Below are 26,414 nucleotides of genomic sequence, written 5' to 3' on the forward strand. Positions count from 1 at the left end.
CCGGGGGGGCGCGCGCGGGGGCCGCCCGGGCCGGGGCCGGGGGGGGGGGCCGGGGGCGGCCCCCCCCCCCCCCGCGCCTCAAACGCCGGCGAGGCTGAGGTGGCCAGGCCCCGCAGGAAGGGGCCCGGCGGGGCTGAATCGGCCGGGCTCTGCTGGAGGGTGCCAGGGTCCCCGCCGAGGTGGGGCTTCGGGCCCCTTTTTGGCGTGCCGGAAGGCCCGGTGCGGGGTTCGACCTCGCAAAGTGGGCGCGTACACGCACTTGTTGGCCCGGACCGGCCTTGACCCGGCCCCGAGGCTGGGATGCTTGGCTGTGTTTGGCTGTGCCAGGGATCGACAACGAGTGACGCGGGAGCTGCTGAGTCGTGGAAGACAGGGTGCGGGTGGTCATCGCCGAGGATTCAGTGCTGCTGCGTGAGGGCCTGACCCGGTTGCTGACCGACCGGGGGCATGACGTCGTAGCAGGCGTCGGGGACGCGGAAGCCCTGATCAAGACGGTGGCGGAGCTGGCGGCGGAGGACGCGCTGCCGGACGTGGTGGTGGCGGACGTACGGATGCCGCCGACCCACACCGACGAGGGGGTGCGGGCGGCCGTACGGCTGCGCAAGGACTATCCCGGGATCGGTGTGCTCGTGCTGTCGCAGTACGTCGAGGAGCAGTACGCCACCGAACTGCTGGCCGGTTCCAGTACCGGAGTGGGGTACCTGCTCAAGGACCGGGTGGCCGAGGTGCGCGAGTTCCTCGACGCGGTGGTCCGGGTGGCCCGGGGCGGCACGGCCCTGGACCCCGAGGTGGTCGCCCAGCTGCTGGGCCGCAGCCGCAAGCAGGACGTGCTGGCGGGGCTGACGCCGCGCGAGCGCGAAGTGCTGGGGCTGATGGCCGAGGGGCGGACGAATTCGGCGGTGGCCAAGCAGTTGGTGGTCAGCGACGGAGCGGTGGAGAAGCACGTCAGCAACATCTTCATGAAGCTCGGCCTGTCGCCGAGTGACGGGGATCACCGGCGCGTGCTCGCCGTCCTCACCTATCTGAGATCCTGATCAACTGACACCCTGTCAGGCAATGCTGTAGCGCCTGGCTCGACGGGGGTGTCGAAGAACCTGACGGCGGAGTGTCTCCTCACCGGGGTTTGCGCGGCGGGAGACACTCCGGACCAGGCCGTCCCACGGGACGGTCCAGCATATGAGCGGCCCAAGGAAGGACACCCTTACCGACGTAGGGTTGGCCTTGCGAACGCCACGCCTCGAAGGAGGTCCAGTTCAGTGACCAGCCAGGTCAGTAGCCCAGCCGAGCAGGCCGACGGGGCCGGGGGTGCTGTAGTCGGTGGACAGCGCACGCCCGCGGGTCCCGGCGAGAAGGAAGTCCGTCGGCTGGACCGTGTGATCATCCGTTTCGCGGGTGACTCGGGTGACGGCATGCAGCTCACCGGTGACCGCTTCACGTCCGAGACGGCTTCTTTCGGCAACGACCTCTCGACGCTGCCGAACTTCCCGGCCGAGATCCGGGCGCCCGCCGGCACCCTGCCGGGCGTGTCCTCGTTCCAGCTGCACTTCGCCGACCACGACATCCTCACGCCCGGTGACGCGCCGAACGTGCTGGTCGCGATGAACCCGGCCGCCCTGAAGGCGAACATCGCCGACGTGCCACGGGGCGCGGACATCATCGTGAACACCGACGAGTTCACCAAGCGCCCGATGGCGAAGGTCGGCTACGCGGTCTCGCCGCTGGAGGACGGCTCGCTCCAGGCGTACAACGTGCACCCGGTGCCGCTGACGACGCTGACCGTGGAGGCCCTCAAGGAGTACGGGCTCTCCCGGAAGGAGGCCGAGCGGAGCAAGAACATGTTCGCGCTGGGCCTGCTGTCGTGGATGTACCACCGGCCCACCGAGGGCACCGAGGCGTTCCTGCGCGCGAAGTTCGCGAAGAAGCCGCAGATCGCCGAGGCGAACGTGACCGCCTTCCGGGCGGGCTGGAACTTCGGGGAGACCACCGAGGACTTCGCGGTGTCCTACGAGGTCGCGCCCGCGACGAAGGCGTTCCCGACCGGCACCTACCGCAACATTTCCGGGAACCTGGCCCTGTCCTACGGGCTGATCGCGGCCGGGCAGCAGGCCGACCTGCCGCTCTACCTGGGCTCGTACCCCATCACCCCGGCTTCCGACATCCTGCACGAGCTGTCCAAGCACAAGAACTTCGGTGTGCGGACCTTCCAGGCCGAGGACGAGATCGCGGGGATCGGGGCCGCGCTGGGGGCCGCCTTCGGCGGCTCGCTGGCGGTCACGACCACCTCCGGGCCGGGCGTGGCGCTGAAGTCGGAGACGATCGGGCTGGCGGTGTCCTTGGAGCTGCCGCTGCTGGTCGTGGACATCCAGCGCGGCGGGCCCTCGACGGGCCTGCCGACCAAGACGGAGCAGGCCGACCTGCTCCAGGCGATGTACGGGCGCAACGGCGAGGCCCCGGTCCCGATCGTGGCACCGCGGACCCCGGCCGACTGCTTCGACGCCGCGCTCGACGCGGCGCGGATCGCGCTGACGTACCGGACCCCGGTCTTCCTGCTCTCGGACGGCTACCTCGCCAACGGGTCCGAGCCCTGGCGGATCCCGGACGTCACCGACCTCCCCGATCTGCGGGTCCCCTTCCATGACGGCCCCAACCACCAGCTCGCCGACGGCACCGAGGTGTTCTGGCCCTACAAGCGGGACCCGGAGACCCTGGCCCGCCCGTGGGCCGTGCCCGGCACGCCGGGGCTGGAGCACCGCATCGGCGGGATCGAGAAGCAGGACGGCACCGGGAACATCTCCTACGACCCGGCCAACCACGACTTCATGGTCCGCACCCGCCAGGCCAAGATCGACGGCATCCAGGTCCCCGACCTCGACCTCGACGATCCCGACGGGGCGACCACCCTCGTGCTGGGCTGGGGCTCCACCTACGGCCCGATCACCGCGGCCGTGCGCCGGCTGCGCCTGGCCGGCACCCCCATCGCCCAGGCCCACCTGCGCCATCTCAACCCCTTCCCCAGGAATCTGGAAGAGGTGCTGCGGCGTTACGACAAGGTAGTGGTGCCCGAGATGAACCTCGGCCAGCTGGCCACCCTGATCCGGGCGAAGTACCTGGTCGACGCCCGTTCGTACACCCAGGTCAACGGCATGCCCTTCAAGGCGGAACAGCTCGCCACGGTCCTCCAGGAGGCCATCAATGACTGAGGTCACCGACGCCCCCGCCCAGGCACCGACGCTGCTGTCGCTGGTCCCCAAGGCCGAGGCCAAGCAGTCGATGAAGGACTTCAAGTCCGACCAGGAAGTCCGCTGGTGCCCCGGCTGCGGCGACTACGCCGTCCTGGCCGCCGTCCAGGGCTTCATGCCGGAGCTCGGACTGGCGAAGGAGAACATCGTCTTCGTCTCCGGGATCGGCTGCTCCTCCCGCTTCCCGTACTACATGAACACCTACGGGATGCACTCCATCCACGGCCGCGCCCCCGCCATCGCCACGGGCCTGGCGACCTCGCGCCGCGACCTGTCGGTCTGGGTCGTCACCGGTGACGGCGACGCCCTGTCCATCGGCGGCAACCACCTGATCCACGCCCTGCGGCGCAACGTCAACCTCAAGATCCTGCTCTTCAACAACCGGATCTACGGGCTGACCAAGGGCCAGTACTCGCCCACCAGCGAGGTCGGCAAGCTCACCAAGTCCTCCCCGATGGGCTCCCTCGACGCGCCCTTCAACCCGGTCTCGCTCGCCATCGGCGCCGAAGCCTCCTTCGTGGCCCGCACCGTCGACTCCGACCGCAAGCACCTCACCGAGGTCCTGCGCGCCGCGGCCGACCACCAGGGCACCGCCCTCGTCGAGATCTACCAGAACTGCAACATCTTCAACGACGGCGCCTTCGAGGTCCTGAAAGACCAGGACCAGGCGCAGGAGGCCGTCATCCGCCTCGAACACGGAGCGCCCATCCGCTTCGGGGCGGACGGCTCCAAGGGCGTCGTGCGCGACCGCGCCACCGGCGACCTGCACGTCGTCACGGTCACCCCGGACAACGAGGCCGACGTCCTGGTCCACGACGCGCGCATCGCGTCGCCGACCAACGCCTTCGCCCTCTCCCGGCTCGCCGACCCGGACACCCTGCACCACACGCCCATCGGGGTGTTCCGCAACGTCGAGCGCCCCGTCTACGACACGCAGATGGCCGACCAGCTCGACACCGCCATCGAACAGCACGGCAAGGGCGATCTGACCACCCTGCTCACCGGCAACGACAACTGGACCGTCGTCGGCTGAACCCGACGCCACGGCCCTGCGCGACGGAGTGCGCGACGGGGGCCCGGATCCCGGCCGATGGCTACGGGGTCCGGGCCCCGTCGTACGCCGCCCGGGCCGCCTGGACGTCGCCCGTACGGCGTTCCGTCCAGCGGGCCAGCGCCCACACCTGCTCGGCGGCCTCGCGCCCCAGCGGGGTGAGCGAGTAGTCGACCCGCGGCGGGATCACCGGCTGCGCGACCCGCAGCACGAAGCCGTCCCGCTCCAACGTCTGGAGGGTCTGGGCCAGCATCTTCTCGCTGACCCCGCCCACCTCGCGGCGCAGTTCGCTGAAGCGGAACGACCGCTCGACGAGCGCGGCCAGGACGAGGACGCCCCAGCGGCTGGTGACGTGCTCCAGGACGCCCCGGGAGGGACACATCGGGGCCTTGACGCTGGCATTGGCATTGGCATTGGCACCGACACTGGCACTTACTTCCATGCCAGTACCTTACTTCAAAGTGGGTACTTACAAATAGTTAGCGCGCTCCGTAGGGTGGTGTCATCAACCGCAGGAACCCCGCAGGACCCCCTGAAGGAGCACCCCATGAGCATCGTCGTCACCGGAGCCACCGGAGCCCTCGGCCGCCTGGTCCTGGAGGACCTGCTGGCCACCGTCCCCGCCTCGGAGATCGCCGCCGTCGTCCGCAACGAGGCGAAGGCCGCCGACCTGGCCGAGCGCGGCGTCGAGGTGCGCGTCGCCGACTACAGCGACCCCGCGAGCCTGGAGGGCGTCTTCCGCGCCGGGGACCGGGTCCTGATGATCTCCGGCAGCGAGGTCGGCCAGCGGGTGCCGCAGCACACCGCGGTGATCGGGGCCGCGAAGGCCGCCGGGGTGGCCCAGCTCGCCTACACCGGGATCCTCGGCGGCCCCGAGGCCGACTTCGACCTCGCCGCCGAGCACCGCGTCACCGAGCAGCTCATCCTCGACTCCGGGCTGCCCCACACCTTCCTGCGCAACGGCTGGTACCACGAGAACTACACCGCGCAGCTGGGCAACGTCCTGGAGCACGGCGCGGTCGTCGGCAGCGCCGGCGAGGGCCGGATCGCCTCCGCGGCCCGCGCCGACTACGCCGCCGCGGCGGCCGCCGTGGTGACCGGCGAGGGCCACCTGAACAAGGTGTACGAGCTCAGCGGCGACACCTCCTGGAGCCTGGCGGAGTACGCCGCCGAGGTCGCGGCGCAGTCCGGCCGCGAGATCGCCTACGCGGCGGTCCCGGCGGACGCGCACCTCGACGTGCTCACCGGCGCCGGCGTCCCCGCGGGCTTCGCCGCCATCCTCGTCGACGTGGACGCGGCCATCTCGCGCGGCCGGCTCGCGGGCACCAGCGGCGACCTGGCCAAGCTGATCGGCCGCCCGACCACCCCGATCGCCACCGCGATCGCGGCCGCCCTGGCCTGAGCCGCGGTGGAGAGGATCCGGATGTCATGACCGTCACCTGCCCAAGGGCATGACATCCCGCTCCGGCGGCGCTACCTTCGTGAGGTTGGCGAGAAGTGACCCTGGAGGGCCCGTGAGGACAGACGACGAGCAGCGCACGGGTCTGCTCTACGGATTCGGCGCCTACGGCCTGTGGGGGCTGGTGCCCCTCTTCTGGCCCCTGCTCAAGCCCGCCGAGGCGATCGAGATCCTCGCCCACCGCATGGTGTGGTCCCTGGTCGCCGTCGGCCTCGCGCTGCTCGTGATGCGCCGCTGGGGCTGGATACGGGCCCTGCTCGGCCAGCCGCGCAAGCTCGGGCTGACCGCGCTCGCGGCCACCGTGATCTCGATCAACTGGGGCCTGTACATCTGGTCCGTGAACCACGGCCGGGTCGTCGAGGCCAGCCTCGGCTACTTCATCAACCCGCTGGTCACCATCGGTATCGGCGTCCTCGTCCTGGGCGAGCGGCTGCGCCGCACGCAGTGGGCGGCGGTCGCCGTCGGCTTCGCCGCCGTCGTGGTGCTGGCGATCGGCTACGGGCGGCCGCCGTGGATCTCGCTGGTGCTCGCCTGCTCCTTCGCGACCTACGGGCTGCTCAAGAAGAAGATCAACCTGAACGGCCTGGACTCGCTGGCCGCCGAGACCGCGCTGCTCTTCCCGCCCGCCCTCGGCTACCTCGTGTGGCTGACGGTCCAGGGCCACTCCACCTTCACCACCGGGGGCGTCGGGCACGCCGCCCTGCTGGCCTCGACCGGCCTGGTCACCGCGATCCCGCTGGTCTTCTTCGGCGCCGCGGCCATCCGGGTCCCGCTGTCCACCCTCGGCCTGCTCCAGTACCTGGCCCCGGTCTTCCAGTTCGGCCTCGGCGTCGTCTACTTCCACGAGGCCATGCCGCCCGAGCGCTGGGCCGGCTTCTCCCTCGTCTGGGCCGCGCTCGCGCTGCTCACCTGGGACGCGCTGCGGACCGCCAGGCGCTCCCGCGCGTCCCTCGCGGGAGCCGTTTCGGCCACTGCCGCGAGCGTCGCCACCCCCGCCGCACAGGCCGCTCCCGGGGCGCCCGCCGCCCCCGTGACCCCGGCGCGCGAACCGGCTTAGCCGCGCATCATCCACCGCTCGATCCCCGGTACGGAACCTCCGTACCGGGGATCGTCCGTTTTCCGAACCCCACTGACCGGATTATGACCTTGACGGGCAGTCATACTCTCGCTGAACATCAGGCTCGCACTGACGCACTAACGCTCACTTGCTCTATCCCCTCAGTTCCGTCATATCCCCGCGGAATCCCGGAGCCCCCACATGAGCCTGTCCGTCTCCCGGCGCCTGGTCGCCGTCACCGCGATCGCGGTGGCCGGCCTGTTCGCCTCCACCGCCCCCGCGGCGCTGGCCTCCCCCACCGCGGCCACGGCCGCGCCGACGCCGCCCGACATCCCCATAGCCAACGTCAAGGCGCACCTGACCCAACTCCAGTCGATCGCGACCGCCAACGGCGGCAACCGCGCGCACGGCAAGGCCGGCTACAAGGCCTCGATCGACTACGTGAAGGCCAAGCTGGACGCGGCCGGTTACACCACCACCCTGCAGACCTTCACCTCCAGCGGCGCCACCGGCTACAACCTGATCGCCGACTGGCCGGGCGGCGACCCGAACTCGGTCCTGATGTCCGGCGCGCACCTGGACTCGGTCAGCGCCGGCCCCGGCATCAACGACAACGGCTCCGGTTCGGCCGGCATCCTCGAAACGGCCCTCGCCGTCTCCCGGGCCGGGCTCCAGTCCACCAAGCACCTGCGCTTCGGCTGGTGGGGCGCGGAAGAGCTGGGCATGGTCGGATCGACGTACTACGTCAACAACCTGCCGAGCGCCGAGAAGTCGAAGATCTCCGGCTACCTGAACTTCGACATGATCGGGTCGCCGAACCCGGGCTACTTCGTCTACGACGACGACCCCACGATCGAGCAGACCTTCAAGACGTACTTCGCCGGCGTCGGCATCCCCACCGAGATCGAGACCGAGGGCGACGGCCGCTCCGACCACGCCCCCTTCAAGAACGCGGGCATCCCGGTCGGCGGCCTCTTCAGCGGCGCCGACTACACCAAGACCGCCGCGCAGGCCCAGAAGTGGGGCGGCACCTCCGGCAAGGCCTTCGACGCCTGCTACCACCGGTCGTGCGACACCTCGGCGAACATCAACGACGCGGCGCTGGACAAGAACAGCGACGCGATCGCCTACGCGGTCTGGACCCTGGGCGCGTCCACCCCGGTCCCGCCGGGCCCGTCCTTCGAGAACACGACGGACTACGCCATCCCGGACTCCCCGGCCGCCGGGGTCAGTTCACCGATCACCGTCTCGGGCGTCACGGGCAACGCCCCGGCGACCACCAAGGTGGACGTGAACATCGTCCACACCTACCGCGGTGACCTCCAGATCGACCTGATCGCCCCGGACGGCACGGCGTACCGGCTGAAGAACTCCAGCTCGGACTCGGCCGACAACGTCATCGCCTCGTACACGGTGAACGCGTCGAGCGAGGTCGCCAACGGCGTCTGGAAGCTCCAGGTGAAGGACGTGGCCGCGCAGGACACCGGCTACATCAACAGCTGGAAGATCACCTTCTGAACGCCCTGGAAAGCCCTGGAACACCCCGAACAACCCGAACACCCTGAACGCGCCACTGCCGCCCGCTTCCCCCCGGGGACGCGGGCGGCAGTGGCGCTACGTGCCTTCGGCGCGCACCCGCAGGGCCTCCGGAACCGGCTCCTGTATCTGGGAGCGCAGCTCCTCGGCCACGGCGGCGATGTCGACCCGGCCCAGCTTCGCGGCCTCCACGAGATCACCGAGCGCCTCGGGCGAGGGCAGTTGCTTCGCCCCGGCGACCCGCAGGTACGAGCGGGTGGCCGCGGCCGCGTAGAACTCGTTCATCGGGGATTCCAGCGCCGGGCACACCGCGAGGGTGTGCAGGAACGCGGCGGCCCGCCAGGCCGTGTCGGGGGCGGGCTGCTCGGGGACCAGCACCAGGTCGTTCTGGTGGCGGGCCACCGCGGCGGCCACCCCGGAGGGATCCCACACGGCGGGATCGGACGGGAGGTGGTGGGCCAGAGCGGTCCAGGCCCACTCCATGGTGATCTTCAATGGCCGAACCGCTCCTGGAAGTAGCCCCAGTGGTCGGCGAACTCCTCGATGCCGGAGAGGAAGTTCTTGCGGTCCTCGTCCAGTTCGCGTTCGGTGACCTCGGTGATCAGCGCGGTGACCGTCGTCCCCAGCGCCGCCGCGCGCGCTTTGAGGCGCTCGTGGAACTCTTCCTCCAGGCGGATGGTGACGTGTCTCGACATGGCACTCACGGTACAGCGGGCCCGCTGTACCGAGGAGAGTTATGCCGCAAGGGTGGCCCGGGACACAAGTCCTGGGCCACCCTTGTCGTACCTGTGCCCACGTTCCGCGGGCGTCCCGGCTACTTCGCGGCGTTGGCCGCCTGGACCAGGGCGTCCTTGGTGAGCGCACCCACGTAGACCTTGCCGTCATCCGTGATCAGCGCGTTGACCACGCGGGTCGAGAAGATCCGGCCGGAGCCGAACTTCCCGTTGACCTTGTCCCCGAGGCTGTCGAGGAGCTGCTTGGCCTCCTTGGGGGCGCCCTTCTCGTTCGCCTTGCCCTCGAAGTCCTTCATGCCCTTGCCCGTGCCCGAGTCGATCCGGGCGACCGCGCCCCAGCCCTCACCGAGGACCGTGGTCTCGCCCTTGGCCCCGCCGCCGGTCAGGCCGTTCAGGCCGGGGATCGGCAGGGAGTCCATGCGGCGCTGCGCCTTGTCCCCGTGCGAGGCGTCGGAGCCCTCCTGCACCTTGGCGCCCTTGGGCGGGGTGAAGGTGAAGGTGTCGGCGGCGGGCTTGGCGAAGTCGACCTTGCTGAAGCCCGCGTCCAGGATCGGCTTGCCGCCCTGGCTGGAGAGCACCTGGACGCGCAGCGGCACACCGTTCTTGGCGTCCACCGCGATCTGGACGGACCCGATGGTGGAACCGGACGCCTTCGGCTTGAGCACCAGCTGGTAGGCGTCGCGTCCGGCCACCTGGGCCGTGTCGCCGACGCTCACGTCGGTGGTGGGTCCGGCGGCCTTCAGGGCCTCCTCGGCGAGCTGCGCGGGCGAGGTGCCGAGCCGGTCGGCCGTCTTGTGCTCCTTGCCCTTCTGCCCCGCCTTGGCGCCCGCTTCCTTGTCGTGGAAGACCTCATTGGACTTGCTGTCGTAGCCCCAGACCTCGTCACCGTTGTGGATGAGGCTGTACTCGTCCTTGCCGTCCAGGAAGGTGATCCGCTGGCGGTCCGGGCCGTCGGCCGCGACCTTGAAGGTGTGCGTGCCGGTGGCGAGCTGCGTGAGCTTGTCCTCCGGGTTCGCGGAACCGCCAGCGACGCCCCCGCCGCCGAGCAGGCCGGTCGCCAGCTTCGGCAGGCCGAGGTCGGTGCTGATCTTCGCGGTGCCGGACAGCTGCTGGGTGTCCGACGCCGCGATCTTCTCGATGAGCTGCTGCGCCGTCACCTTCGGAAGGTCCGGTCCGCTCGCGTTGGCGAAGGCCGGAACGAGTCCCACCGTCGCCACGGCCACTCCCACGACCACGACCGGTACCGCGTACCGCGAGGCCTTGCGAGAGGTCTTTACGTTCGCTGCCATGTCTCTGCCCTACCTCTGTGTGTAGGCGGCGACCTACCCATCCCGACATCTCAACGTCCACCCCGCGCCGCCACTCTCACCCGATCTGGTGGGGATGTGTGTCTCTATCTGACCAAACGGAGGCCCTCCGGGGCATCACTCCTCGGAGCCAACTCCGTGTACGCCCGTGGGATGACATGACGAAGGCCCCCCGTCCCCATCCCGTAGGGGTCGGAGGGCCTGGCCTCTGTCTTAGGTCCTACCGGGGTGCTAGCCGGCCCGGTGGACGACCGCGTCGCACAGCTCTTCCAGGGCGGACTTCGCGAAGCACTCGGGCAGCGGGGCCAGCGTGGCCCGCGCGTCCTCGGCGTAGCGGATGGTGTCGCGCCGCGCCTGCTCAAGCGCCGGGTGCACCCGCAGCCGGGACAGCACCTCGGCGTGCCGGGCGTCGTCCGTCAGGTCGCCGTCCAGGAGGCGCACGAGCTCCAGGTCCTCCTCCCGCCCGTCCCGGGCGGCCATCTCCCGCAGCCGCAGCACCGGCAGGGTCGGGATGCCCTCGCGCAGGTCCGTGCCCGGCGTCTTGCCGGACTCGTGCGAGTCGGAGGCGATGTCGAGGACGTCGTCGGCGAGCTGGAAGGCGGTGCCGAGGCGCTCGCCGTACTGCGTGAGGATGTCGACGACCGACTCGTCGGCGCCGGACATCAGGGCGCCGAAGCGGCCCGAGACGGCGATCAGCGAGCCGGTCTTGCCCGCGATGACGTCGAGGTAGTGGGCGACGGGGTCGCGGCCGTCGCGCGGACCGGCCGTCTCCAGGATCTGACCCGTCACCAGCCGCTCGAAGGCCTCGGCCTGGATCCGCACGGCCTCGGGGCCGAGGTCCGCCAGGATGTGCGAGGCGCGGGCGAACAGGAAGTCACCCGTCAGGACCGCCACGGAGTTGCCCCAGCGCGTGTTCGCGCTGTCCACGCCGCGCCGGACGTCCGCCTCGTCCATGACGTCGTCGTGGTAGAGCGTCGCGAGGTGCGTCAGCTCCACGACCACCGCGGACGGCACGATGCCGGGCGCGTACGGGTCGCCGAAGCGGGACGCGAGCATCACCAGCAGCGGCCGGAACCGCTTGCCGCCGGCTTTGACCAGATGCTGCGCGGCCTCGGTGATGAAGGGGACTTCGCTCTTGGTGGCCTCCAGCAGACCCGCCTCGACTGCGGCCAGTCCGGCCTGGACATCGCTCTCAAGAGCCTGGTCCCGCACGCTCAGTCCGAACGGCCCGACGACGGTCACGAGGGGTACTCCTGTCTGCTGACGATCACGGTGACGATCACCTGGATTGTCGATGTGTCGCTGCCATCACTCAAGCCAGCGTATCCGGTCTGTTTTCGATCACCGAGAGCGCCCGCCCGGTCGCGACCAGCGCACCGCCCGAACCACACCGGTATGTTCTTAAGGAGCCAATACGACCGGAGAATGCGTTTTGTCCAGAACTGCGCCTGATATCGACGAACCGGCGGACCCGGAGGCCGACCAGCCGCCGCCCGGCGACGACCACGCCTTCCTCGGCCACCCCAGGGGCTTGGCGACGCTCTCCGGACTGGAGGTCTGGGAGCGCTTCTCGTTCCTGGGCATGCAGGCCATCCTGGTTCTCTACTTCGCGGACACCGTAGTCAACGGCGGCCTCGGAATGAATCCGGGAACCGCCGCGTCCGTGTCGGCCGCCTACGGAACCATGGTCTACCTGGTTTCCGTGGCCGGCGGCTGGCTCGCCGACCGGATCCTCGGCTCCTACCGCTCCGTCCTGTGGGGCGGCGTCCTGATCGCCTGCGGCCACTACGCGATGGCCGTGCCGACCGCCGCCATGACCTGGGTGGGCCTCGGCCTGATCAGCGCCGGCACCGGCCTGCTCAAGCCCAATGTGGCCAGCATGGTCGGCAAGCTCTACCGCACCGACGACCAGCGCCGCGACGCCGGATTCGCCCTGTACTACATGGGCATCAACATCGGCGCCTTCGCCGGTCCCCTCATCACCGGCTGGCTCGGCGAGCACAAGGGCTGGCACTGGGGCTTCTCCGCCGCCGCGATCGGCATGACGGCCGGCCTGATCCAGTACGTGCTGGGACGCCGCCATCTGGCCGGACGAAAGCACTCCGCCGAGTACCCCCTCGCCCCCGCGGCGATGCGCCGCGCCGTATGGAGCATCGTGGGCGGCCTGTTGGGCGTGGCGGTCCTCGCCACCCTGGCGGCCCGGATCGGCTGGCTCACCATGGGCCGGTTCGTCGACCTGCTCACCCTGATCTCGGTGATCGCCCCGGTCGTCTACTTCGCCGTCATGTTCCGCAGCCCCCGGGTGAGCGCCGAGGAGCGCGGCCGGCTGCGCCCGTACGTGGTGCTCTTCCTCGCCTCCGTCGCCTTCAACTTCATCCTGTTCCAGGCGTACTCGACGATGATGCTGCTGGCCTCGACGAACGCCCAGACCTCCATCCTCGGCTTCCACTTCCCGGCCAGTTGGTACGCCTCCGCGCTCGGCGCCTTCGAGGTGGCGCTGGCCCCGGTCGTCGCCGCCGTCTGGGTCCGGATGGGCCGCCGCCAGCCGCACTCCTCCAACAAGATCGCCCTCGGCGTGATCCTGGGCGGCCTGTCCTTCCTGTTGATGGTCATCCCGACCTCCGGGCACGGGGGCGACGACACCTTCAAGATGGCCGCCTGGTGGATCGTCGGCTCCTACCTGCTGCTCGGCCTCGGCGACGTACTGCTGGAGACCTCCGGCATGTCGGCCACCACCAAACTCGCCCCGAAGGCCTACGCCAGCCAGACCATGGCCCTGTGGTTCCTCTCGCTGGCCCTCGCCAACGGCATCCAGGCCCAGGTGGTCAAGGTCTACGGCAAGGTCTCCGTCCCCGCCTACTTCGGCGTCAACGGCGCGATCGCGGTGGCCGCGGGCCTGGCCGTGATCGCCCTCGCGCCCTGGCTGAAGCGCACGATGCACCCCGTGCACTGACCGGCCGCCCGGCCGCCCGCTCGTCCGCTCGTCCGCTCGTCCGCCTGTCCACACGTTCCCAGTACTGCGAGGGGCTGAGGCCGCGCATGAACATCCGTACCGACTTCCCGTACGGGACCACCCACGAGGATGTCCGGATTCCGCTCCCCGACGGAGTGACGCTGTACGCCCGTATCTGGCGGCCCGTGACGGACGAACCCGTTCCGGCGCTGCTGGAGTACCTCCCGTACCGGCTCAGCGACTGGACCGCGCCCCGTGACCAGCAGCGCCACCCCTGGTACGCCGGTCACGGCTACGCCTCGGTGCGGGTCGACGTGCGCGGCCACGGCAACAGCGGGGGCCACCCCGGCGACGAGTACGACGCGCGGGAACTGGCCGACGGGGTCGCCGTCGTGGAGTGGCTGGCCGCTCAGCCCTGGTGCACCGGCGCGGTCGGCATGTTCGGCATCTCCTGGGGCGGCTTCAACTCCCTCCAGATCGCCGCCCTCGCGCCCGAGCCGCTCAAGGCGGTCGTCACCGTCTGCTCCACCGACGACCGCTACGACAACGACGTGCACTACATGGGCGGCTCCGTCCTCGCCGTCGACATGCACGCCTGGGCCGCCACCATGCTCGCCTTCGCCGCCCGCCCGCCGGACCCGCTCTACGCGGGCGACGGCTGGAAGGAGCAGTGGCTGGACCGGCTGGAGGCGCTCCAGCCGCTCGTCCACACCTGGCTCGCGCACCAGACCCGCGACGCGTACTGGAAGCACGGCAGCGTCTGCGAGGACTACGCGGCGATCGGCGCGGCCGTCCTGGCCGTCGGCGGCTGGCACGACCCCTACCGGGACACCGTCCTGCGGCTGGTCGAACACCTGCCGGCCGACCGGGTGCGCGGCCTGATCGGCCCCTGGTCGCACCAGTACCCCGACCGCGGCCTGCCGCCGGGACCCGCGATCGGCTTCCTCCAGGAGACCCTGCGCTGGTGGGACCACTGGCTCAAGGGGGTGGACAACGGGGTCATGGACGAGCCGCTGCTGCGCTCCTGGATCAGCGAGTCGCACCCCCCGGCGACCGTCTACGAGCGGATGGAGGGCCGCTGGGTCGGCGACCCGGCCTGGCCCTCGCCGGCGGTCGCGCCGCACACGTACGCGCTCCAGGGCGACCCGGTCCTCGTCGTGTCCCCGCAGCACACCGGCCTGGACGCGGGCCGCTTCTTCCCCTTCGGCAACGACGGCGACCTGCCGCCGGACCAGCGCGAGGAGGACGCCAAGTCGGCCTGCTTCGAGTTCCCGGTGGGCGCCGGCGGGCGGCTGGAGGTCCTGGGCCGGCCCCGGGTCACCCTGCGGCTGCGGATGGACGTGCCGTACGGGCAGGTCGTCGCCCGGGTCTGCGACGTGGCGCCCGACGGGTCCTCGACGCTGGTCACCCGGGGCGCGCTGAACCTGTCCGCGCGGCGGGGGCGGGACAAGGCGGTGCCGTGGCCGGTGGGCGCGTACGAGGACGTCACCTTCGAGCTGAACGGCATCGGGCACGCCTTTCCGCCCGGGCACCGGATCCGGCTCGCGGTGTCCTCCGCGTACTGGCCGTGGATCTGGCCGCGGGCCGGGTCCGAGGCGGGCTGGACGCTGGAGCCCGCGGGGAGCGCGCTGACCCTGCCGGTCCGGGACCCGGCCGTGGGGGCGGGCCCGGAGATCGTCTTCGAGCCGCCGGAGCAGTCCGAGGGCCTCGGCGTGGTCCATCCCGGGACCCTGGACGAGCCGCGACCGGAGCGGCTGGTCGTGCGGGACGTGGCGCGCGGGCTCTGGCGGCTGGAGGTGGACCCGCGGTACGGCGGAACGCGGGTGTACCCGGACGGGCTGGAGTTCAGCGAGGACGCGCAGGAGGTGTACGAGATCGAGGACGGCGACCCCTTGTCGGCCCGGACCGTCTCGCACTGGCGGATCCGGCTGCACCGGCCGGAGCGGGGGTGGGACGCGAGGGTGGAGACCCGGTCGGAGATCTCGTGCGACGAGGGCGGCTTCGTGACGTCGAACGAGGTCGTGTGCCGGGAGGGGGACGAGGTCCTCTTCCACCGGACCTGGGAGCGCCGCCTGCCGCGTGCGGCGGGCTAGGCCGGGCCGCTGCCCTCACACGCCGGGCGGGCTGGATCGGGCCCGGCTCGGCCCGCCCGCGCGGCCTACCGACTGCCCTCAAACGCCGGGCGGGCTGGATTCGGCCCGGGCGCCGCCTGCCCGCGCGGCTCAACGATTGCCCTCAAACGCCGGGCGGGCTGAAATCAGCCCCGCCGGGCCAATCCAGCCCCGCCGGCGATTGAGGCGCCCCCGGAGGGAGGGGAGGGCGGGGCCCGCTACGCGTACAGGCGTTCCAGGACCACCGCGATGCCGTCCGCCTCGTTCGACAGGGTCACCTCGTCCGCCACCGCGACCAGCTCACGGTGCGCGTTCGCCATCGCCACCCCGTGGGCGGCCCAGGCGAACATGGGGATGTCGTTCGGCATGTCGCCGAAGGCGATCGTCGAGGAGGCGTCCAGGCCCAGGACGGCCGCCGCCCGGCCCAGCCCGCTGGCCTTGTCGATGCCCGGTGGCTGGATCTCCACCGTGTGTTCCCCGGCCATCGTGATGTTGACGAGGTCACCGACCACGCCGCGCGCGACCCGGGTCAGTTCGTCGTCGTCCAGCTCGGGGTGCTGGAGCAGCACCTTGTTGATCGGGGCCGACCACAGGTCCGCCCGGCGCGGCACGCGGACCGTCGGCAGGTGCGGGTGCCACATCCGGTAGCCGGGCCCCATCAGCATCTCCGCGTCCAGCCCCTCCCGGTTGACGGCCGCGAACACCTCGCCGACCTCCGCTTCGATCTTGCCGAGGGCGACCTCCGCCAGATCCCGGTCCAGGGCGACGGAGTGCAGCATCCGGCCCTCCGCCGCGTCGTACAACTGCGCGCCCTGCCCGCACACCGCGAGCCCCGTGTAGCCGAGGTCGTCCAGGACGTGCCGGACCTGTGGGACGGGGCGCCCGGTGACGATGATGTGCCGGGCGCCTGCTGCGCGCGCCGTCGCGAGCGCCGCGTACGAACGGGCGGAAACTGTGTCACCTGCGCGCAGCAGCGTCCCGTCCAGGTCAGTGGCGATCAGGGCGTACGGGAGGGCGCGAAGGGGGGCGGAAGTCACGGGTTCAAGGATACGGACCTCGTTGGACAAGTCCTACAAATAGCGCCCGAATCCGGCCTCCCGCAGGCCCCACCAGGCACGTAACGTGTCAACAAAACCCGGGACACCCCCGGGCCGCCCGGAAAGCGAGGCAGTATCCCATGCCCCTGCAGAGCCCCCTCGACGTACCCGAGGGCGACCCGTTCGGGCCGCACAACCTCCCGTACGGCGTGTTCTCGACCGCCGAGGAGACGGGCGGGGCCGCGGAGCCCCGGCGGCGCGTCGGCGTGCGGATCGGCGGATACGTGCTGGACGCCGGAGCCGTCGCCCTCGCGCTCGGGTCCCCGTACGCCGGGCTGCTCGGCCAGCCCTCCCTCAACCCGCTGCTGGCGGCCGGCCGCACCGCCTGGCACGACGTGCGCCGCGCGCTCACCGCGTGGGTCACCGACCCGGGCCACCGGCCCGCCGTCGAGCCCCACCTGGTGCCGCTCGAAGCCGTCACCCTGCACCTGCCGTACGAGGTCGCGGACTACGTCGACTTCTACGCGAGCGAGCACCACGCCACCAACGTCGGGCAGATCTTCCGCCCGGACGGCGACGCGCTCACCCCCAACTGGAAGCACCTGCCCATCGGTTACCACGGCCGCGCGGGCACCCTGGTCGTCTCCGGCACGGACGTCGTGCGGCCCTCGGGCCAGCGCAAGGCGCCCGCGGACCCGGCGCCCGTCTTCGGCCCGAGCATCAAGCTCGACATCGAGGCGGAGGTCGGTTTCGTCGTCGGCACCCCCTCCGAACTGGGCACGGCCGTGCCGCTCGGCGACTTCCGGGAGCACGTCTTCGGCCTCTTCCTGTTGAACGACTGGTCGGCGCGCGACATCCAGGCCTGGGAGTACGTGCCGCTCGGTCCCTTCCTCGGCAAGTCCTTCGCGACCTCCGTCTCCGCCTGGGTCACCCCGCTGGAGGCCCTGGACGCGGCCCGCGTGGCGCCCCCGGCCCGCGACTTCCCGCTGCTGCCCTACCTCGACGACTCCGACGCCGGCGCCGACGAGCAGGGCGGCTTCGACCTGCACATCACGGTCGCGATCAACGGCCACGAGGTCGCGCACCCGCCGTTCTCCTCGATGTACTGGACCGCGGCGCAGCAGCTCGCCCACATGACCGTCAACGGCGCCTCCCTGCGCACCGGCGACGTCTACGGGTCCGGCACGGTCAGCGGCCCCGAGACCGGCCAGCGCGGTTCGCTCCTGGAGCTGACCTGGAACGGCCGCGACGCCCTGGAACTCCCCGACGGCAAGCGGACCTTCCTGGAGGACGGCGACACCGTCACCCTGACCGCCTGGGCCCCGGGCCCCGACGGCACCAAGGTCGGCCTCGGCGAGGTCACCGGCACGATCGCGGCCGCCCGCACCGCAGACGGCCGCATCACGGACGCCCGCTAGTCCACACCTCGGGACGCAACTCTGCGGCGGGGTGGCGGATCTTTCCGCCACCCCGCCGTCGTCCCAGGTCAGAGCGGTACGCCGGGCGCCGCCCAGTGGCGCAACACTGCGGCAACACCACCGCCCGGGGCCCCTCGGTATGTTCCGTCGCATGCCAGCCGAACGCCTCCGTGAGCACACCGTCCCGGTCGCCGCAGCGCGCCGCCGACGGCTGCGCGCGGACCGCGCCCGGCAGCTCGCCGACCTCCTGCGCCACCAGGTCCTCGCCGGCCACTACCCCGGCGGGATCCTCCCGCTGGAGGACGCCCTCGCCACCGACTACCGCGCCAGCCGCAACACCGTCCGCCAGGCCCTCGACCTGCTGCGCGGCGAGCGGTTGGTGGCCCGCCAGCCCGGCGTCGGCACCGTCGTCGTCTGCGAGAAGTACCCGCACGGCCTCGACCGCCTCCAGGGCCTCGCCGAAACCCTGCACGAGCACGGCACCGTCAGCAACGAGGTCCGCACGATGGGGCCCGTACCGGCCCCGGCGCCCGTCGCCGAGCGCCTGGGCGTGCCCGAACACGGCGACGTGCTCTACATCGAGCGGCTGCGCCGGCTGAACGGTCTGCCGCTCTCCCTCGACCTCACCTACATCCCGATGGACATCGGCGCCGGGCTCCTCGACTGCGACCTGGAGCACACCGACGTCTTCCGGCTCCTGGAATCCCTGACCGGCAGCCCGCTGGGGCACGCCGAGATCACCCTGGAGGCCGTCAGCGCCGACGCGCACTCCGCCGCCGTCCTCCAGGCCCCGCGCGGCGCCGCCGTGCTGATGCTGGAGCGGCTCACCCACCTCGCCGACGGGCGCCCCGTCGACCTGGAGTTCATCCGTTTCCGCGGCGACCGGATCACCATGAGCGGCCTGCTGCGCCGCGACCGCTGAGCCCCCGCCCCGCACCTCCTCCCCTTTCCCTCCTTTCCTGGAGACAGCCATGCCTCTGGCCCCCCAGCGCGGCGACGTGCCCGTGACCATCGACGAGTCCCTGTGCATCGACGGCTGCACCCTCTGCGTCGACATGTGTCCGCTCGACTCGCTCGCCATCCACCAGGACAGCGGCAAGGCCTACATGCACGTCGACGAGTGCTGGTACTGCGGCCCCTGCGCCGCCCGCTGTCCCACCGGCGCGGTGACCGTCAACATGCCCTACCTGCTCCGGTGAAAGGCCCGATCCCCATGCGCACTCCCCCGCGGACCGCCCTGCGTACGAGAACCCTCGCGCCCCTGCTGCTCCTGGCGCCCCTGGTCACCGCCTGCGGCGGCCAGGGGGCCGGGGCGGACGGGGCGGACGGCGCCAGGACGGTCACGGTGACCGTCGGCTACCAGTCGAAGACCATCAACACCGTCACCGCCGGCACCCTGCTGCGCTCCCTCGGCTACTTCGAACAGGAGCTGGCGGCCCGCGGCGAGCGGGACGGGGTCACGTACAAGGTCGACTGGCAGGACTACGCGACCGGCGCGCCCATCACCGCCCAGATGACCGCCGGAAAGATCGACATCGGTTCGATGGGCGACTTCCCGCTGCTCATCAACGCCGCCCGCGGCAAGGAGCTGAAGCAGCCCACCCACCTGGTGTCGGTGACCGGCTACAACCTCCGCGGCGGCCTCAACACCATCGTCACCGCGCCCGACTCGACGCTGGAGTCGCTGGCCGACCTGCGCGGCAAGAAGGTCTCCACCAGCGTCGGATCGGCCGCGGACGGCACCCTCGTCCGCGCCCTGCAGCGCGCCGGGATCGACCCCGACAAGGGCATCCAGAAGCTCAACCAGCAGCCCAGCGTGGGCGCTTCGGCGCTCCAGGCGGGCAGCGTCGACGCGCTGTCGCAGTTCGTGGCCTGGCCGGGCCAGCTCGCCTTCGAGGGCCGGGCCAAGGCCCTGTACGACGGGGCCGAACTGAAGCTGGCGACCTTCCACGGAGTCACCGTCCGGGAGAAGTTCGCCCACCAACGGGCCGGGGTCCTCGACGACTTCCTGCGCGCCCAGCAGAAGGCCACCTCCTACCTGCGCGACCAGCCCGTGGCCGCCGCCGAGTCGGTGGCCAAGGCGACCGGACTGCCCGCCGAGGTGGTCTACCTCTACAACGGCGCCGACGGCATCGCGACCTTCGACCCGGCGCTGCGCCCCGAGTTGATCGACGCGCTCAAGCAGGACGTGCCGGTGCTGACGGCGGCCAAACTCGTCGGCGGCGTCGACGTGGACGCCTTCGTGGACCCGGAGCCGCTGCGGCGGATCTCCGCGGCGGCCGGCCCGGCCTACCCGGCCGCCACCGGCGCCCGCTCCCGGCTGTGGCTCAAGGGAGCGGACCGGACCACCGCCTACGACTCCCCGCGCGAGCTGCTCCGGGCCGTGCGCGCGGCGGGCGGCCAGGTCCGGGCCGGCTACGTACCGGACGCGGTGACCGGCACCCCGTGGTTCGCCGACAAGGCGGTCTGGGTGGCCGAGGGCGCCGAACTGCGCGCCTTCGTGACCCCCGCGGGCGCCGCGGCGTACGTCGCCGCGCACTCCGGCGGCGGGGCCCGCACGGTGACCTACGAGGAGGCCCTGGGCCTCGCCGGGTCCCCCGCATGAGCGGCGCGGGCGATCCGGGCGGCGCCGGCGACACGGGCGGGGCGAGCAGCGCGGGCAGCGCCGGCCGCCGGCTGCTGCGGCTGGCCTCGCTCGGGGCCGCGCTGCTGGCGTGGCAGCTGCTCACCTCGCTGGACGTGAACCTCTGGCTGCGCTTCGAGCAGTTCCCGACGGTCGGCGAGGTCGCCGCGAAGTTCGCCGAGCGGGCCGCGACGGGCCCGTACTGGCAGGACCTCGCCGACAGCCTGCGCCGGATCGTCACGGGCTTCGCGCTCGCGGCGGTGCTCGGAGTGGCGGTGGGTACCGCGATCGCCCGCTCGAAGGTGGCCGCCGACCTGCTGGGGCCGGTGCTGGAGGTGCTGCGGCCGATCCCCGCGATCGCGCTCGTCCCGGTGGCGATCCTGCTCTTCCCCTCCAACGAGCAGGGGATCGTCTTCATCACCTGCGCGGCCGCTTTCTTCCCCGTCCTGGTCTCCACCCGGCACGCGGTGCGGGCGCTGAGCCCGGTGTGGGAGGAGGCCGTCCTGACCCTGGGCGGCGGGCGGACCCGGGTGCTGTTCTCCGTGGTCCTGCCGGGCGCGCTGCCGGGGATCTTCGGCGGGCTGTCGGTCGGCATCGGCGTGTCCTGGATCTGCGTGATCTCCGCCGAGATGATCTCCGGCGAGTACGGGGTCGGCTACCGCACCTGGCAGGACTACACGGTGGTCGACTACCCCGGCGTCTTCGTCGGCATGGCCACGATCGGCGCCCTCGGCTGGCTGACCTCGACGGCCGTCGAACGGATCGGCCGCCGACTGACCGACTGGCTCCCGGAACGCGCCGCGCGCGGGGCGCCCACCGCCCGGACCCCCCGCCCGCGCGGGCCACGGCGCCGGACGCCGCGGGGCCGGACTCCGCACGACCACACGGTGAAAGAGGTGACCCCCGCATGAACACGGTCAGCACGGCCACCGACCCGGCCGCGCACAAGAGTCGGCCCGCCGCCGCGGGCGCGCGGTTCGCGCTGCGCGGCGTACGCCTCGGGCGCGGCCCCGCCACCGTGCTCGACGGGGTCGAGCTGGAGGTCGAGGCGGGCGAGGTGCTGGCCGTCGTCGGCCCCTCCGGCTGCGGGAAGTCCACGCTGCTGCGCACCCTGGCCGGGCTGTTGCCGCCGCTCGCGGGCAGCGTGGAGCAGGACGGCCGGCCGGTGCTGCGCCCGGAGGCGGACCGGGCGCTGGTCTTCCAGGACGACGCCCTGCTGCCCTGGCGGACGGTGCGGGCCAACGTCGAACTCCCGCTCGCCATCCGCCGGGTGCCCCGGGCCGAGCGGCGCGGCACGGCGGCGCGCTGGCTGGAGCGGGTGGGGCTGGCGGACCACGCGGACAAGCTCCCCCACCGGCTCTCCGGCGGCCAGCGCCAACGGGTCCAGCTGGCCCGGGCGCTGGCCGGCGGCCCGCGGGCCGTCCTGATGGACGAACCCTTCGGCGCGCTCGACGCCCGTACCCGCGCCGAGATGCAGGACCTGCTGGTCGAGGTCCTCGCCGGGACCGGCGCGACCGTCGTCTTCGTCACGCACGACGTCGACGAAGCGCTGTTCCTGGGCGACCGGGTCGCACTGCTCGCCGCCGGGCGCGTGCTCGACGTACCGCGTCCGCGCGAGCGGTCGGCGGCCGGCGGCGCCCCGCAGGGCGCCCTGCGCGCGGAGGTCCTGCGCTCGCTGCGGGAGGACCCGCCCCCCGGTACCACCACCCCCTGATCGGCACCGAACGGAAAGGCAGCACCCGTGGACATCCCCGCGATCGGCTCGGCCGAGGAGATCTCCTGCGACGTCCTCGTCATCGGCGGCGGCACCGCCGGGACGATGGCGGCGCTGACGGCCGCCGAGCGGGGTGCCCGCGTGCTCCTGCTCGAAAAGGCGCACGTACGGCACTCCGGCGCCCTCGCCATGGGCATGGACGGCGTCAACAACGCGGTCGTGCCCGGCCGGGCCGAACCCGACGACTACGTCGCCGAGATCACCCGGGCCAACGACGGGATCGTCGACCAGTCCACCGTGCGCCAGACCGCGACGCGCGGCTTCGCCATGGTGCAGCGCCTGGAGCGGTACGGGGTGAAGTTCGAGAAGGACGAGCACGGCGAGTACGCGGTCCGCCAGGTGCACCGCTCCGGCTCCTACGTGCTCCCCATGCCCGAGGGCAAGGACGTCAAGAAGGTGCTCTACCGGCAGCTGCGCCGGCGCGAGATGCGCGAGCTGATCCGGATCGAGAACCGGGTGATGCCGGTGCGCGTGCTCACCTCGCCCGAGGACGGCCGGGCGATCGGGGCGGCCGGCTTCCACACCCGCACGGGCGCCTTCGTGACGGTGCGCGCCGGCGCGGTGATCCTGGCGACCGGCCCCTGCGGGCGCCTCGGACTGCCCGCATCCGGCTACCTCTACGGCACGTACGAGAACCCGACCAACGCGGGCGACGGCTATGCCATGGCCTACCACGCGGGCGCCGCCCTGACCGGCATCGAGTGCTTCCAGATCAATCCGCTGATCAAGGACTACAACGGGCCGGCGTGCGCGTACGTCGCCAACCCCTTCGGCGGCTACCAGGTCAACCGGCACGGCGAGCGGTTCGTGGACTCCGACTACTGGTCGGGCCAGATGATGGCCGAGTTCGCCGCCGAACTCGCCTCCGACCGGGGGCCGGTGTACCTCAAGCTCAGCCACCTCCCCGAGGAGTCCATCACCTCCCTCGAATCGATCCTGCACACCACCGAGCGCCCCACGCGCGGCACCTTCCACGCCGGCCGCGGGCACGACTACCGCACCCACGACATCGAGATGCACATCTCGGAGATCGGCCTGTGCGGCGGCCATTCGGCCTCGGGGGTGCGGGTCGACGCGCACGCGCGCACCACGGTGGACCGGCTGTACGCCGCCGGGGACCTGGCCTCGGTGCCGCACAACTACATGATCGGCGCCTTCGTCTTCGGTGACCTGGCGGGCGCGGACGCCTCCCGGTACACCGCCTACGAGGGCCCCCTCCCGGCGGACCAGGTGGCCGCCGCGCACGAGCTGGTCTACCGGCCGCTGCGCACGCCCGACGGGCCGCCGCAGCCGCAGGTCGAATACAAGCTCCGGCGGTTCGTGAACGACTACGTCGCCCCGCCGAAGACCGGCGCGAAGCTCTCGCTCGCGGTGGCGGCCTTCGACCGGATGACCGGGGAGATCGCGCGGATGGGCGCGCGCACCGCGCACGAGCTGATGCGGTGCGCGGAGGTGTCCTTCATCCGGGACTGCGCGGAGATGGCCGCCCGTTCCTCGCTCGCGCGCACGGAGTCCCGCTGGGGGCTCTACCACGAGCGGCTCGACCACCCCGAGCGCTCCGACGAGGAGTGGCTGTACCACCTGGACCTGCGCAAGTCCCCCGGCGGGGCAATGGAGTTCACGGCGCGCCCGGTGGAGCCGTACCTGGTGCCGGTGGCGGAGTTCGCACCGGCCGGCGGGGCGTCCCGGCACCTGGGCGAGGTGCACCCGCTGGACGTCGCGACGGCGGGGGCGGCGGGGACGGGGGCGGGGAGCTCGCCGGTGACGCGGACGGTCGGGGCCCCGGTGGCGGCGGGGCCCGCGGTGGCCACCGCGGCGTCGCCCCGGATCCTCGAACTGCTGGCGCTGGCGGAGGAAGCGCCGGGGCTGGCGGCGCTGCGGCCCTACCTCCTCGACCCGGACCCGGCGGTGCGCGCGGCCGCCGTGGCCGCGGTCAGCGAGAGCGTCCCGGCGGGGGCCGGGCCCGCGCTCGCCGAGCGCCTCGCCGACCCCTCCCCCGCGGTACGGGCGGTGGCCGCCGCCTCGCTGCGGGAGCTGCTGGAAGTGCTCCCGGCGGAGCCCGCCCTGGCCGCCGGGCTGCGGGCCGCGCTGGCGGTGACGGACCCGCGGGTCGCCGACCCGGTGGTCCGCTCGGCGGCGCTGGAGGTGCTGCGGGCGCTGCGGCTGGGGGACGCGCCGCTGTACGCCGCCCACCTCGACGACCCCGAGGCGGAGGTGCGGATCCACGCGGTGCGGGCCCTGGTGTCGGTGGACGCGGTGGACGCCCTCGCGCGGGCCGCCGGGGACGGGGCGCGCGAGGTCCGGGTGGCGGTGGCCAAGGGGCTGGCCGCGGTGCGCGGTGCGCGCCCGGAGCCCCTGGAGGTGCTGCTCGGCGATGCGGACCCGCTGGTGCGGGGGGCGGCGCTGGGGGCGCTGGCCACCACCGGGTGCGGGGGCCCGTACGCCGACCGCGCGGTGGCCGCGCTGTCCGGGGACCCGGCGTGGCAGGTCCGGGCGGGGGCCGCGGCCGCGCTGTCCGCGGCGCGGCCCGGGGTGGCGGTGGCGCACCTCACCGGGGCGCTGGCCGACCCGAACGCCGACGTGCGCAAGGCCGCCGTGCTCGCCCTGCTGGCCCACCGGGCCGAGCCGGCCGCCCGCGCGGCGCTGGCGACGGCCACCGCCGACCCGGACGCGGACGTGCGCGCCTACGCCGCCCGGGCGGCCGCCTGACCGGGCGCCGCCCGCCCCCCTTTGGGTGAGCACCGCGTGCGCCCGCCCGCGCCCCCGCACAGGGTGGACGCACGCCCCCACCTCAGGAGCCCCGATGCACGCACGCCCCCTGAAGGCCGCCCTGACCTGCGCGGCTGCCGCGTCCCTCGCCCTGGCCGCCGTCCCGGCGGCCCAGGCGGTGGACGGGCCCGCACCCGACCCCCGCAACGTCCAGGCGATGCGCGACATGGCCGTGGCGATGGCGGTGACCGCCAAGTACGTGGACGAGCAGGAGGCGCTCAAGGACGGCTACGTCCCGCACGGCGAGGAGTGCATGACCAACCCCTTCGGCGCGGGCGCCATGGGCTACCACTACGTCAAGGAGGCCAACTGGGGTTCGAAGGACCCGAGCCGGCCGACCGCGCTCCTCTACAGCACCGCGAAGGACTCGCACGGCCGGCGCAAGCTGGAGACCGTGGAGTGGATGTCCACCGACGGGGACCAGGACCTGAAGACCTCCGACGACCGGCCGAGCATGTTCGGCCTGCCCTTCGACGGCCCGATGCCGGGCCACTGGGCGGGCATGCCGAAGCACTACGACCTCCACCTGTGGGCCTACCGCGACAACCCGGCGGGCCGCTTCCACAACTGGAACACGGCCCTGACCTGCCCGAAGAAGCCCGGCACCCCGGCCGACCCGACACACGGTCACCCGTAAGGGCGGTGCTTACCCGATTCCCGGCGATACGCTGGACGGACTCGCGAGACTCTGCCCCATGGGAGCACTGATGAGCGTCGAATCCGTAGCGCCACAGCCTGAACCGGAGCCGGGGCCACGCTGGCCCATCCCGCCGGCAGGCGGCTGGACCGCGGACGACCTGGACACGCTTCCGAATCTGCCTCCACACACGGAGCTGATCGACGGGAGCCTGGTTTTCGTGAGTCCGCAGAGCATCTTCCACGAGCGGGCCATCGACTTGTGCAAGTGGCAACTGCAATCGGTGGCCCCCGATGACTACGAGGTCTTCCGCGAAATCACCATCGGCATCGACAAGAAGAACCGGCCCGAGCCGGACGTCGTCGTCGTACGAGCGGATGTTGTCGACGCTCTGGAACAGACTGCTTTCCCTGCTGAGGCGGTGGTTCTCGCCATCGAGGTGGTCTCTCCCGATTCGATCGGGCGTGACCGCGAAGCGAAGCCCTTGAAGTACGCCAAGGCCGGGATCCTGCACTTCTGGAGGGTGGAGAACAAGGACGGCCGGGCCGTGGTCTACGTCTACGAACTCGACCCCACAACCCAGAAGTACGTGGCCACCGGCATCTTCCACGACCGCCTCAAGGTCTCCGTCCCCTTCCCCATCGATCTGGATCTCGAAGCGATCGCGCCGAAGCGCCGGCGCCCCGAGTAGTCCCGCACCCGACACGCG

General features: G+C 72.1%; 23 protein-coding genes. 17 read left to right on the forward strand and 6 right to left on the reverse strand.

The window, feature by feature from the left end; translation table 11 throughout:
- Positions 1-374: 374 nt before the first annotated feature.
- From ACIBEA_RS37595 to ACIBEA_RS37605, 3 genes are all read left to right on the forward strand, one after another.
- Positions 375-1,034: a response regulator transcription factor gene (locus ACIBEA_RS37595; protein ID WP_330335137.1), complete on the forward strand. Its 660-nt coding sequence runs from the start codon at positions 375-377 to the stop codon at positions 1,032-1,034.
- A 222-nt stretch (positions 1,035-1,256) separates the two neighbouring features.
- A complete protein-coding gene (locus tag ACIBEA_RS37600) occupies positions 1,257-3,200 on the forward strand; it encodes a 2-oxoacid:acceptor oxidoreductase subunit alpha (RefSeq protein WP_399267698.1) in 1,944 nt (647 codons plus the stop codon).
- The gene (locus ACIBEA_RS37605; protein ID WP_399267700.1) at positions 3,193-4,272 is read left to right on the forward strand and encodes a 2-oxoacid:ferredoxin oxidoreductase subunit beta; all 1,080 of its coding nucleotides are present in this window, start codon (positions 3,193-3,195) and stop codon (positions 4,270-4,272) included. Before ACIBEA_RS37600 ends, ACIBEA_RS37605 begins: the two co-directional genes overlap by 8 nt.
- Before the next feature lie 61 nt (positions 4,273-4,333).
- Here the strand turns inward: ACIBEA_RS37605 and ACIBEA_RS37610 are convergent, their stop codons facing one another.
- Positions 4,334-4,732, reverse strand: a complete 399-nt coding sequence (locus ACIBEA_RS37610) for a winged helix-turn-helix transcriptional regulator (RefSeq protein ID WP_399267702.1) — start codon at positions 4,730-4,732, stop codon at positions 4,334-4,336.
- Between the two features lie 105 nt (positions 4,733-4,837).
- Between ACIBEA_RS37610 and ACIBEA_RS37615 the strand changes: the two genes are divergently transcribed.
- From ACIBEA_RS37615 to ACIBEA_RS37625, 3 genes are all read left to right on the forward strand, one after another.
- Positions 4,838-5,692, forward strand: a complete 855-nt coding sequence (locus ACIBEA_RS37615; RefSeq protein WP_399267704.1) for an SDR family oxidoreductase — start codon at positions 4,838-4,840, stop codon at positions 5,690-5,692.
- A gap of 112 nt (positions 5,693-5,804) precedes the next feature.
- On the forward strand, positions 5,805-6,806 hold the full coding sequence (rarD, locus tag ACIBEA_RS37620) for an EamA family transporter RarD (RefSeq protein ID WP_399267706.1): 1,002 nt from the start codon (positions 5,805-5,807) through the stop codon (positions 6,804-6,806).
- Positions 6,807-7,007: 201 nt separating this feature from the next.
- A complete protein-coding gene (locus ACIBEA_RS37625) occupies positions 7,008-8,324 on the forward strand; it encodes a M28 family metallopeptidase (RefSeq protein ID WP_399267708.1) in 1,317 nt (438 codons plus the stop codon).
- A gap of 96 nt (positions 8,325-8,420) precedes the next feature.
- On the opposite strand, the gene ACIBEA_RS37630 is transcribed toward ACIBEA_RS37625, so the two are convergent.
- From ACIBEA_RS37630 to ACIBEA_RS37645, 4 genes are all read right to left on the reverse strand, one after another.
- On the reverse strand, positions 8,421-8,837 hold the full coding sequence (locus tag ACIBEA_RS37630; protein WP_385774719.1) for a hypothetical protein: 417 nt from the start codon (positions 8,835-8,837) through the stop codon (positions 8,421-8,423).
- A complete protein-coding gene (locus ACIBEA_RS37635; protein ID WP_239516343.1) occupies positions 8,834-9,037 on the reverse strand; it encodes a ribbon-helix-helix domain-containing protein in 204 nt (67 codons plus the stop codon). The genes ACIBEA_RS37630 and ACIBEA_RS37635 overlap by 4 nt, the downstream gene beginning before the upstream one ends.
- Before the next feature lie 119 nt (positions 9,038-9,156).
- Positions 9,157-10,365, reverse strand: coding sequence for an outer membrane lipoprotein carrier protein LolA (locus ACIBEA_RS37640; RefSeq protein WP_399267711.1), 1,209 nt, complete (start codon positions 10,363-10,365; stop codon positions 9,157-9,159).
- A gap of 249 nt (positions 10,366-10,614) precedes the next feature.
- Positions 10,615-11,625 carry a polyprenyl synthetase family protein gene (locus tag ACIBEA_RS37645; RefSeq protein WP_354382703.1) on the reverse strand — a complete coding sequence of 337 codons (1,011 nt, stop codon included), beginning with the start codon at positions 11,623-11,625 and terminating at the stop codon, positions 10,615-10,617.
- A 190-nt stretch (positions 11,626-11,815) separates the two neighbouring features.
- Here ACIBEA_RS37645 and ACIBEA_RS37650 point away from each other — a divergent pair, with 190 nt between their 5' ends.
- Together ACIBEA_RS37650 and ACIBEA_RS37655 are read left to right on the forward strand one after the other, a co-directional pair.
- Positions 11,816-13,336, forward strand: a complete 1,521-nt coding sequence (locus tag ACIBEA_RS37650) for a peptide MFS transporter (RefSeq protein ID WP_399267713.1) — start codon at positions 11,816-11,818, stop codon at positions 13,334-13,336.
- 86 nt (positions 13,337-13,422) lie between these two features.
- Positions 13,423-15,429, forward strand: coding sequence for a CocE/NonD family hydrolase (locus ACIBEA_RS37655; RefSeq protein WP_399267715.1), 2,007 nt, complete (start codon positions 13,423-13,425; stop codon positions 15,427-15,429).
- Positions 15,430-15,665: 236 nt separating this feature from the next.
- Here ACIBEA_RS37655 and ACIBEA_RS37660 read toward each other — a convergent pair whose 3' ends face one another.
- Positions 15,666-16,484 carry a Cof-type HAD-IIB family hydrolase gene (locus ACIBEA_RS37660; protein WP_399267717.1) on the reverse strand — a complete coding sequence of 273 codons (819 nt, stop codon included), beginning with the start codon at positions 16,482-16,484 and terminating at the stop codon, positions 15,666-15,668.
- Positions 16,485-16,624: 140 nt separating this feature from the next.
- Between ACIBEA_RS37660 and fahA the strand changes: the two genes are divergently transcribed.
- From fahA to ACIBEA_RS37705, 9 genes are all read left to right on the forward strand, one after another.
- Positions 16,625-17,902, forward strand: a complete 1,278-nt coding sequence (fahA, locus tag ACIBEA_RS37665; RefSeq protein ID WP_399267719.1) for a fumarylacetoacetase — start codon at positions 16,625-16,627, stop codon at positions 17,900-17,902.
- A gap of 151 nt (positions 17,903-18,053) precedes the next feature.
- Complete coding sequence (locus tag ACIBEA_RS37670) at positions 18,054-18,824, forward strand: GntR family transcriptional regulator (protein ID WP_399267721.1); 771 nt, start codon at positions 18,054-18,056, stop codon at positions 18,822-18,824.
- Positions 18,825-18,873: 49 nt separating this feature from the next.
- Positions 18,874-19,101 (forward strand): ferredoxin family protein, encoded by a 228-nt coding sequence (locus tag ACIBEA_RS37675; RefSeq protein WP_399267723.1) that lies wholly within the window; start codon positions 18,874-18,876, stop codon positions 19,099-19,101.
- A gap of 14 nt (positions 19,102-19,115) precedes the next feature.
- Positions 19,116-20,507: an ABC transporter substrate-binding protein gene (locus ACIBEA_RS37680; protein ID WP_399267725.1), complete on the forward strand. Its 1,392-nt coding sequence runs from the start codon at positions 19,116-19,118 to the stop codon at positions 20,505-20,507.
- Positions 20,504-21,436, forward strand: a complete 933-nt coding sequence (locus ACIBEA_RS37685; RefSeq protein WP_399267727.1) for an ABC transporter permease — start codon at positions 20,504-20,506, stop codon at positions 21,434-21,436. The genes ACIBEA_RS37680 and ACIBEA_RS37685 overlap by 4 nt, the downstream gene beginning before the upstream one ends.
- Positions 21,433-22,239: an ABC transporter ATP-binding protein gene (locus ACIBEA_RS37690; RefSeq protein ID WP_399267729.1), complete on the forward strand. Its 807-nt coding sequence runs from the start codon at positions 21,433-21,435 to the stop codon at positions 22,237-22,239. Before ACIBEA_RS37685 ends, ACIBEA_RS37690 begins: the two co-directional genes overlap by 4 nt.
- 27 nt (positions 22,240-22,266) lie before the next feature.
- Positions 22,267-25,008, forward strand: coding sequence for a fumarate reductase/succinate dehydrogenase flavoprotein subunit (locus tag ACIBEA_RS37695; RefSeq protein ID WP_399267731.1), 2,742 nt, complete (start codon positions 22,267-22,269; stop codon positions 25,006-25,008).
- 94 nt (positions 25,009-25,102) lie between these two features.
- Complete coding sequence (locus ACIBEA_RS37700; protein WP_399267733.1) at positions 25,103-25,705, forward strand: hypothetical protein; 603 nt, start codon at positions 25,103-25,105, stop codon at positions 25,703-25,705.
- 70 nt (positions 25,706-25,775) lie between these two features.
- Positions 25,776-26,396, forward strand: a complete 621-nt coding sequence (locus tag ACIBEA_RS37705; protein ID WP_399267735.1) for a Uma2 family endonuclease — start codon at positions 25,776-25,778, stop codon at positions 26,394-26,396.
- Positions 26,397-26,414: the final 18 nt, after the last annotated feature.

It is taken from the genome of Streptomyces sp. NPDC051555 (genome assembly GCF_044454405.1).
In the GTDB taxonomy this organism is placed as follows: Bacteria; Actinomycetota; Actinomycetes; order Streptomycetales; family Streptomycetaceae; genus Streptomyces.

Bases quoted from the DNA above. Each gene is read 5' to 3' on its own strand.
- ACIBEA_RS37680 (WP_399267725.1), top strand. From the start codon at position 19,116: ATGCGCACTCCCCCGCGGACCGCCCTGCGTACGAGAACCCTCGCGCCC.
- ACIBEA_RS37675 (WP_399267723.1), top strand. From the start codon at position 18,874: ATGCCTCTGGCCCCCCAGCGCGGCGACGTGCCCGTGACCATCGACGAG.
- ACIBEA_RS37640 (WP_399267711.1), bottom strand. From the start codon at position 10,365: ATGGCAGCGAACGTAAAGACCTCTCGCAAGGCCTCGCGGTACGCGGTA.
- ACIBEA_RS37685 (WP_399267727.1), top strand. From the start codon at position 20,504: ATGAGCGGCGCGGGCGATCCGGGCGGCGCCGGCGACACGGGCGGGGCG.
- ACIBEA_RS37605 (WP_399267700.1), top strand. From the start codon at position 3,193: ATGACTGAGGTCACCGACGCCCCCGCCCAGGCACCGACGCTGCTGTCG.
- ACIBEA_RS37625 (WP_399267708.1), top strand. From the start codon at position 7,008: ATGAGCCTGTCCGTCTCCCGGCGCCTGGTCGCCGTCACCGCGATCGCG.
- fahA (WP_399267719.1), top strand. From the start codon at position 16,625: ATGCCCCTGCAGAGCCCCCTCGACGTACCCGAGGGCGACCCGTTCGGG.
- ACIBEA_RS37690 (WP_399267729.1), top strand. From the start codon at position 21,433: ATGAACACGGTCAGCACGGCCACCGACCCGGCCGCGCACAAGAGTCGG.
- ACIBEA_RS37705 (WP_399267735.1), top strand. From the start codon at position 25,776: ATGAGCGTCGAATCCGTAGCGCCACAGCCTGAACCGGAGCCGGGGCCA.
- ACIBEA_RS37655 (WP_399267715.1), top strand. From the start codon at position 13,423: ATGAACATCCGTACCGACTTCCCGTACGGGACCACCCACGAGGATGTC.
- ACIBEA_RS37615 (WP_399267704.1), top strand. From the start codon at position 4,838: ATGAGCATCGTCGTCACCGGAGCCACCGGAGCCCTCGGCCGCCTGGTC.
- ACIBEA_RS37700 (WP_399267733.1), top strand. From the start codon at position 25,103: ATGCACGCACGCCCCCTGAAGGCCGCCCTGACCTGCGCGGCTGCCGCG.
- ACIBEA_RS37635 (WP_239516343.1), bottom strand. From the start codon at position 9,037: ATGTCGAGACACGTCACCATCCGCCTGGAGGAAGAGTTCCACGAGCGC.
- ACIBEA_RS37670 (WP_399267721.1), top strand. From the start codon at position 18,054: ATGCCAGCCGAACGCCTCCGTGAGCACACCGTCCCGGTCGCCGCAGCG.
- ACIBEA_RS37610 (WP_399267702.1), bottom strand. From the start codon at position 4,732: ATGGAAGTAAGTGCCAGTGTCGGTGCCAATGCCAATGCCAATGCCAGC.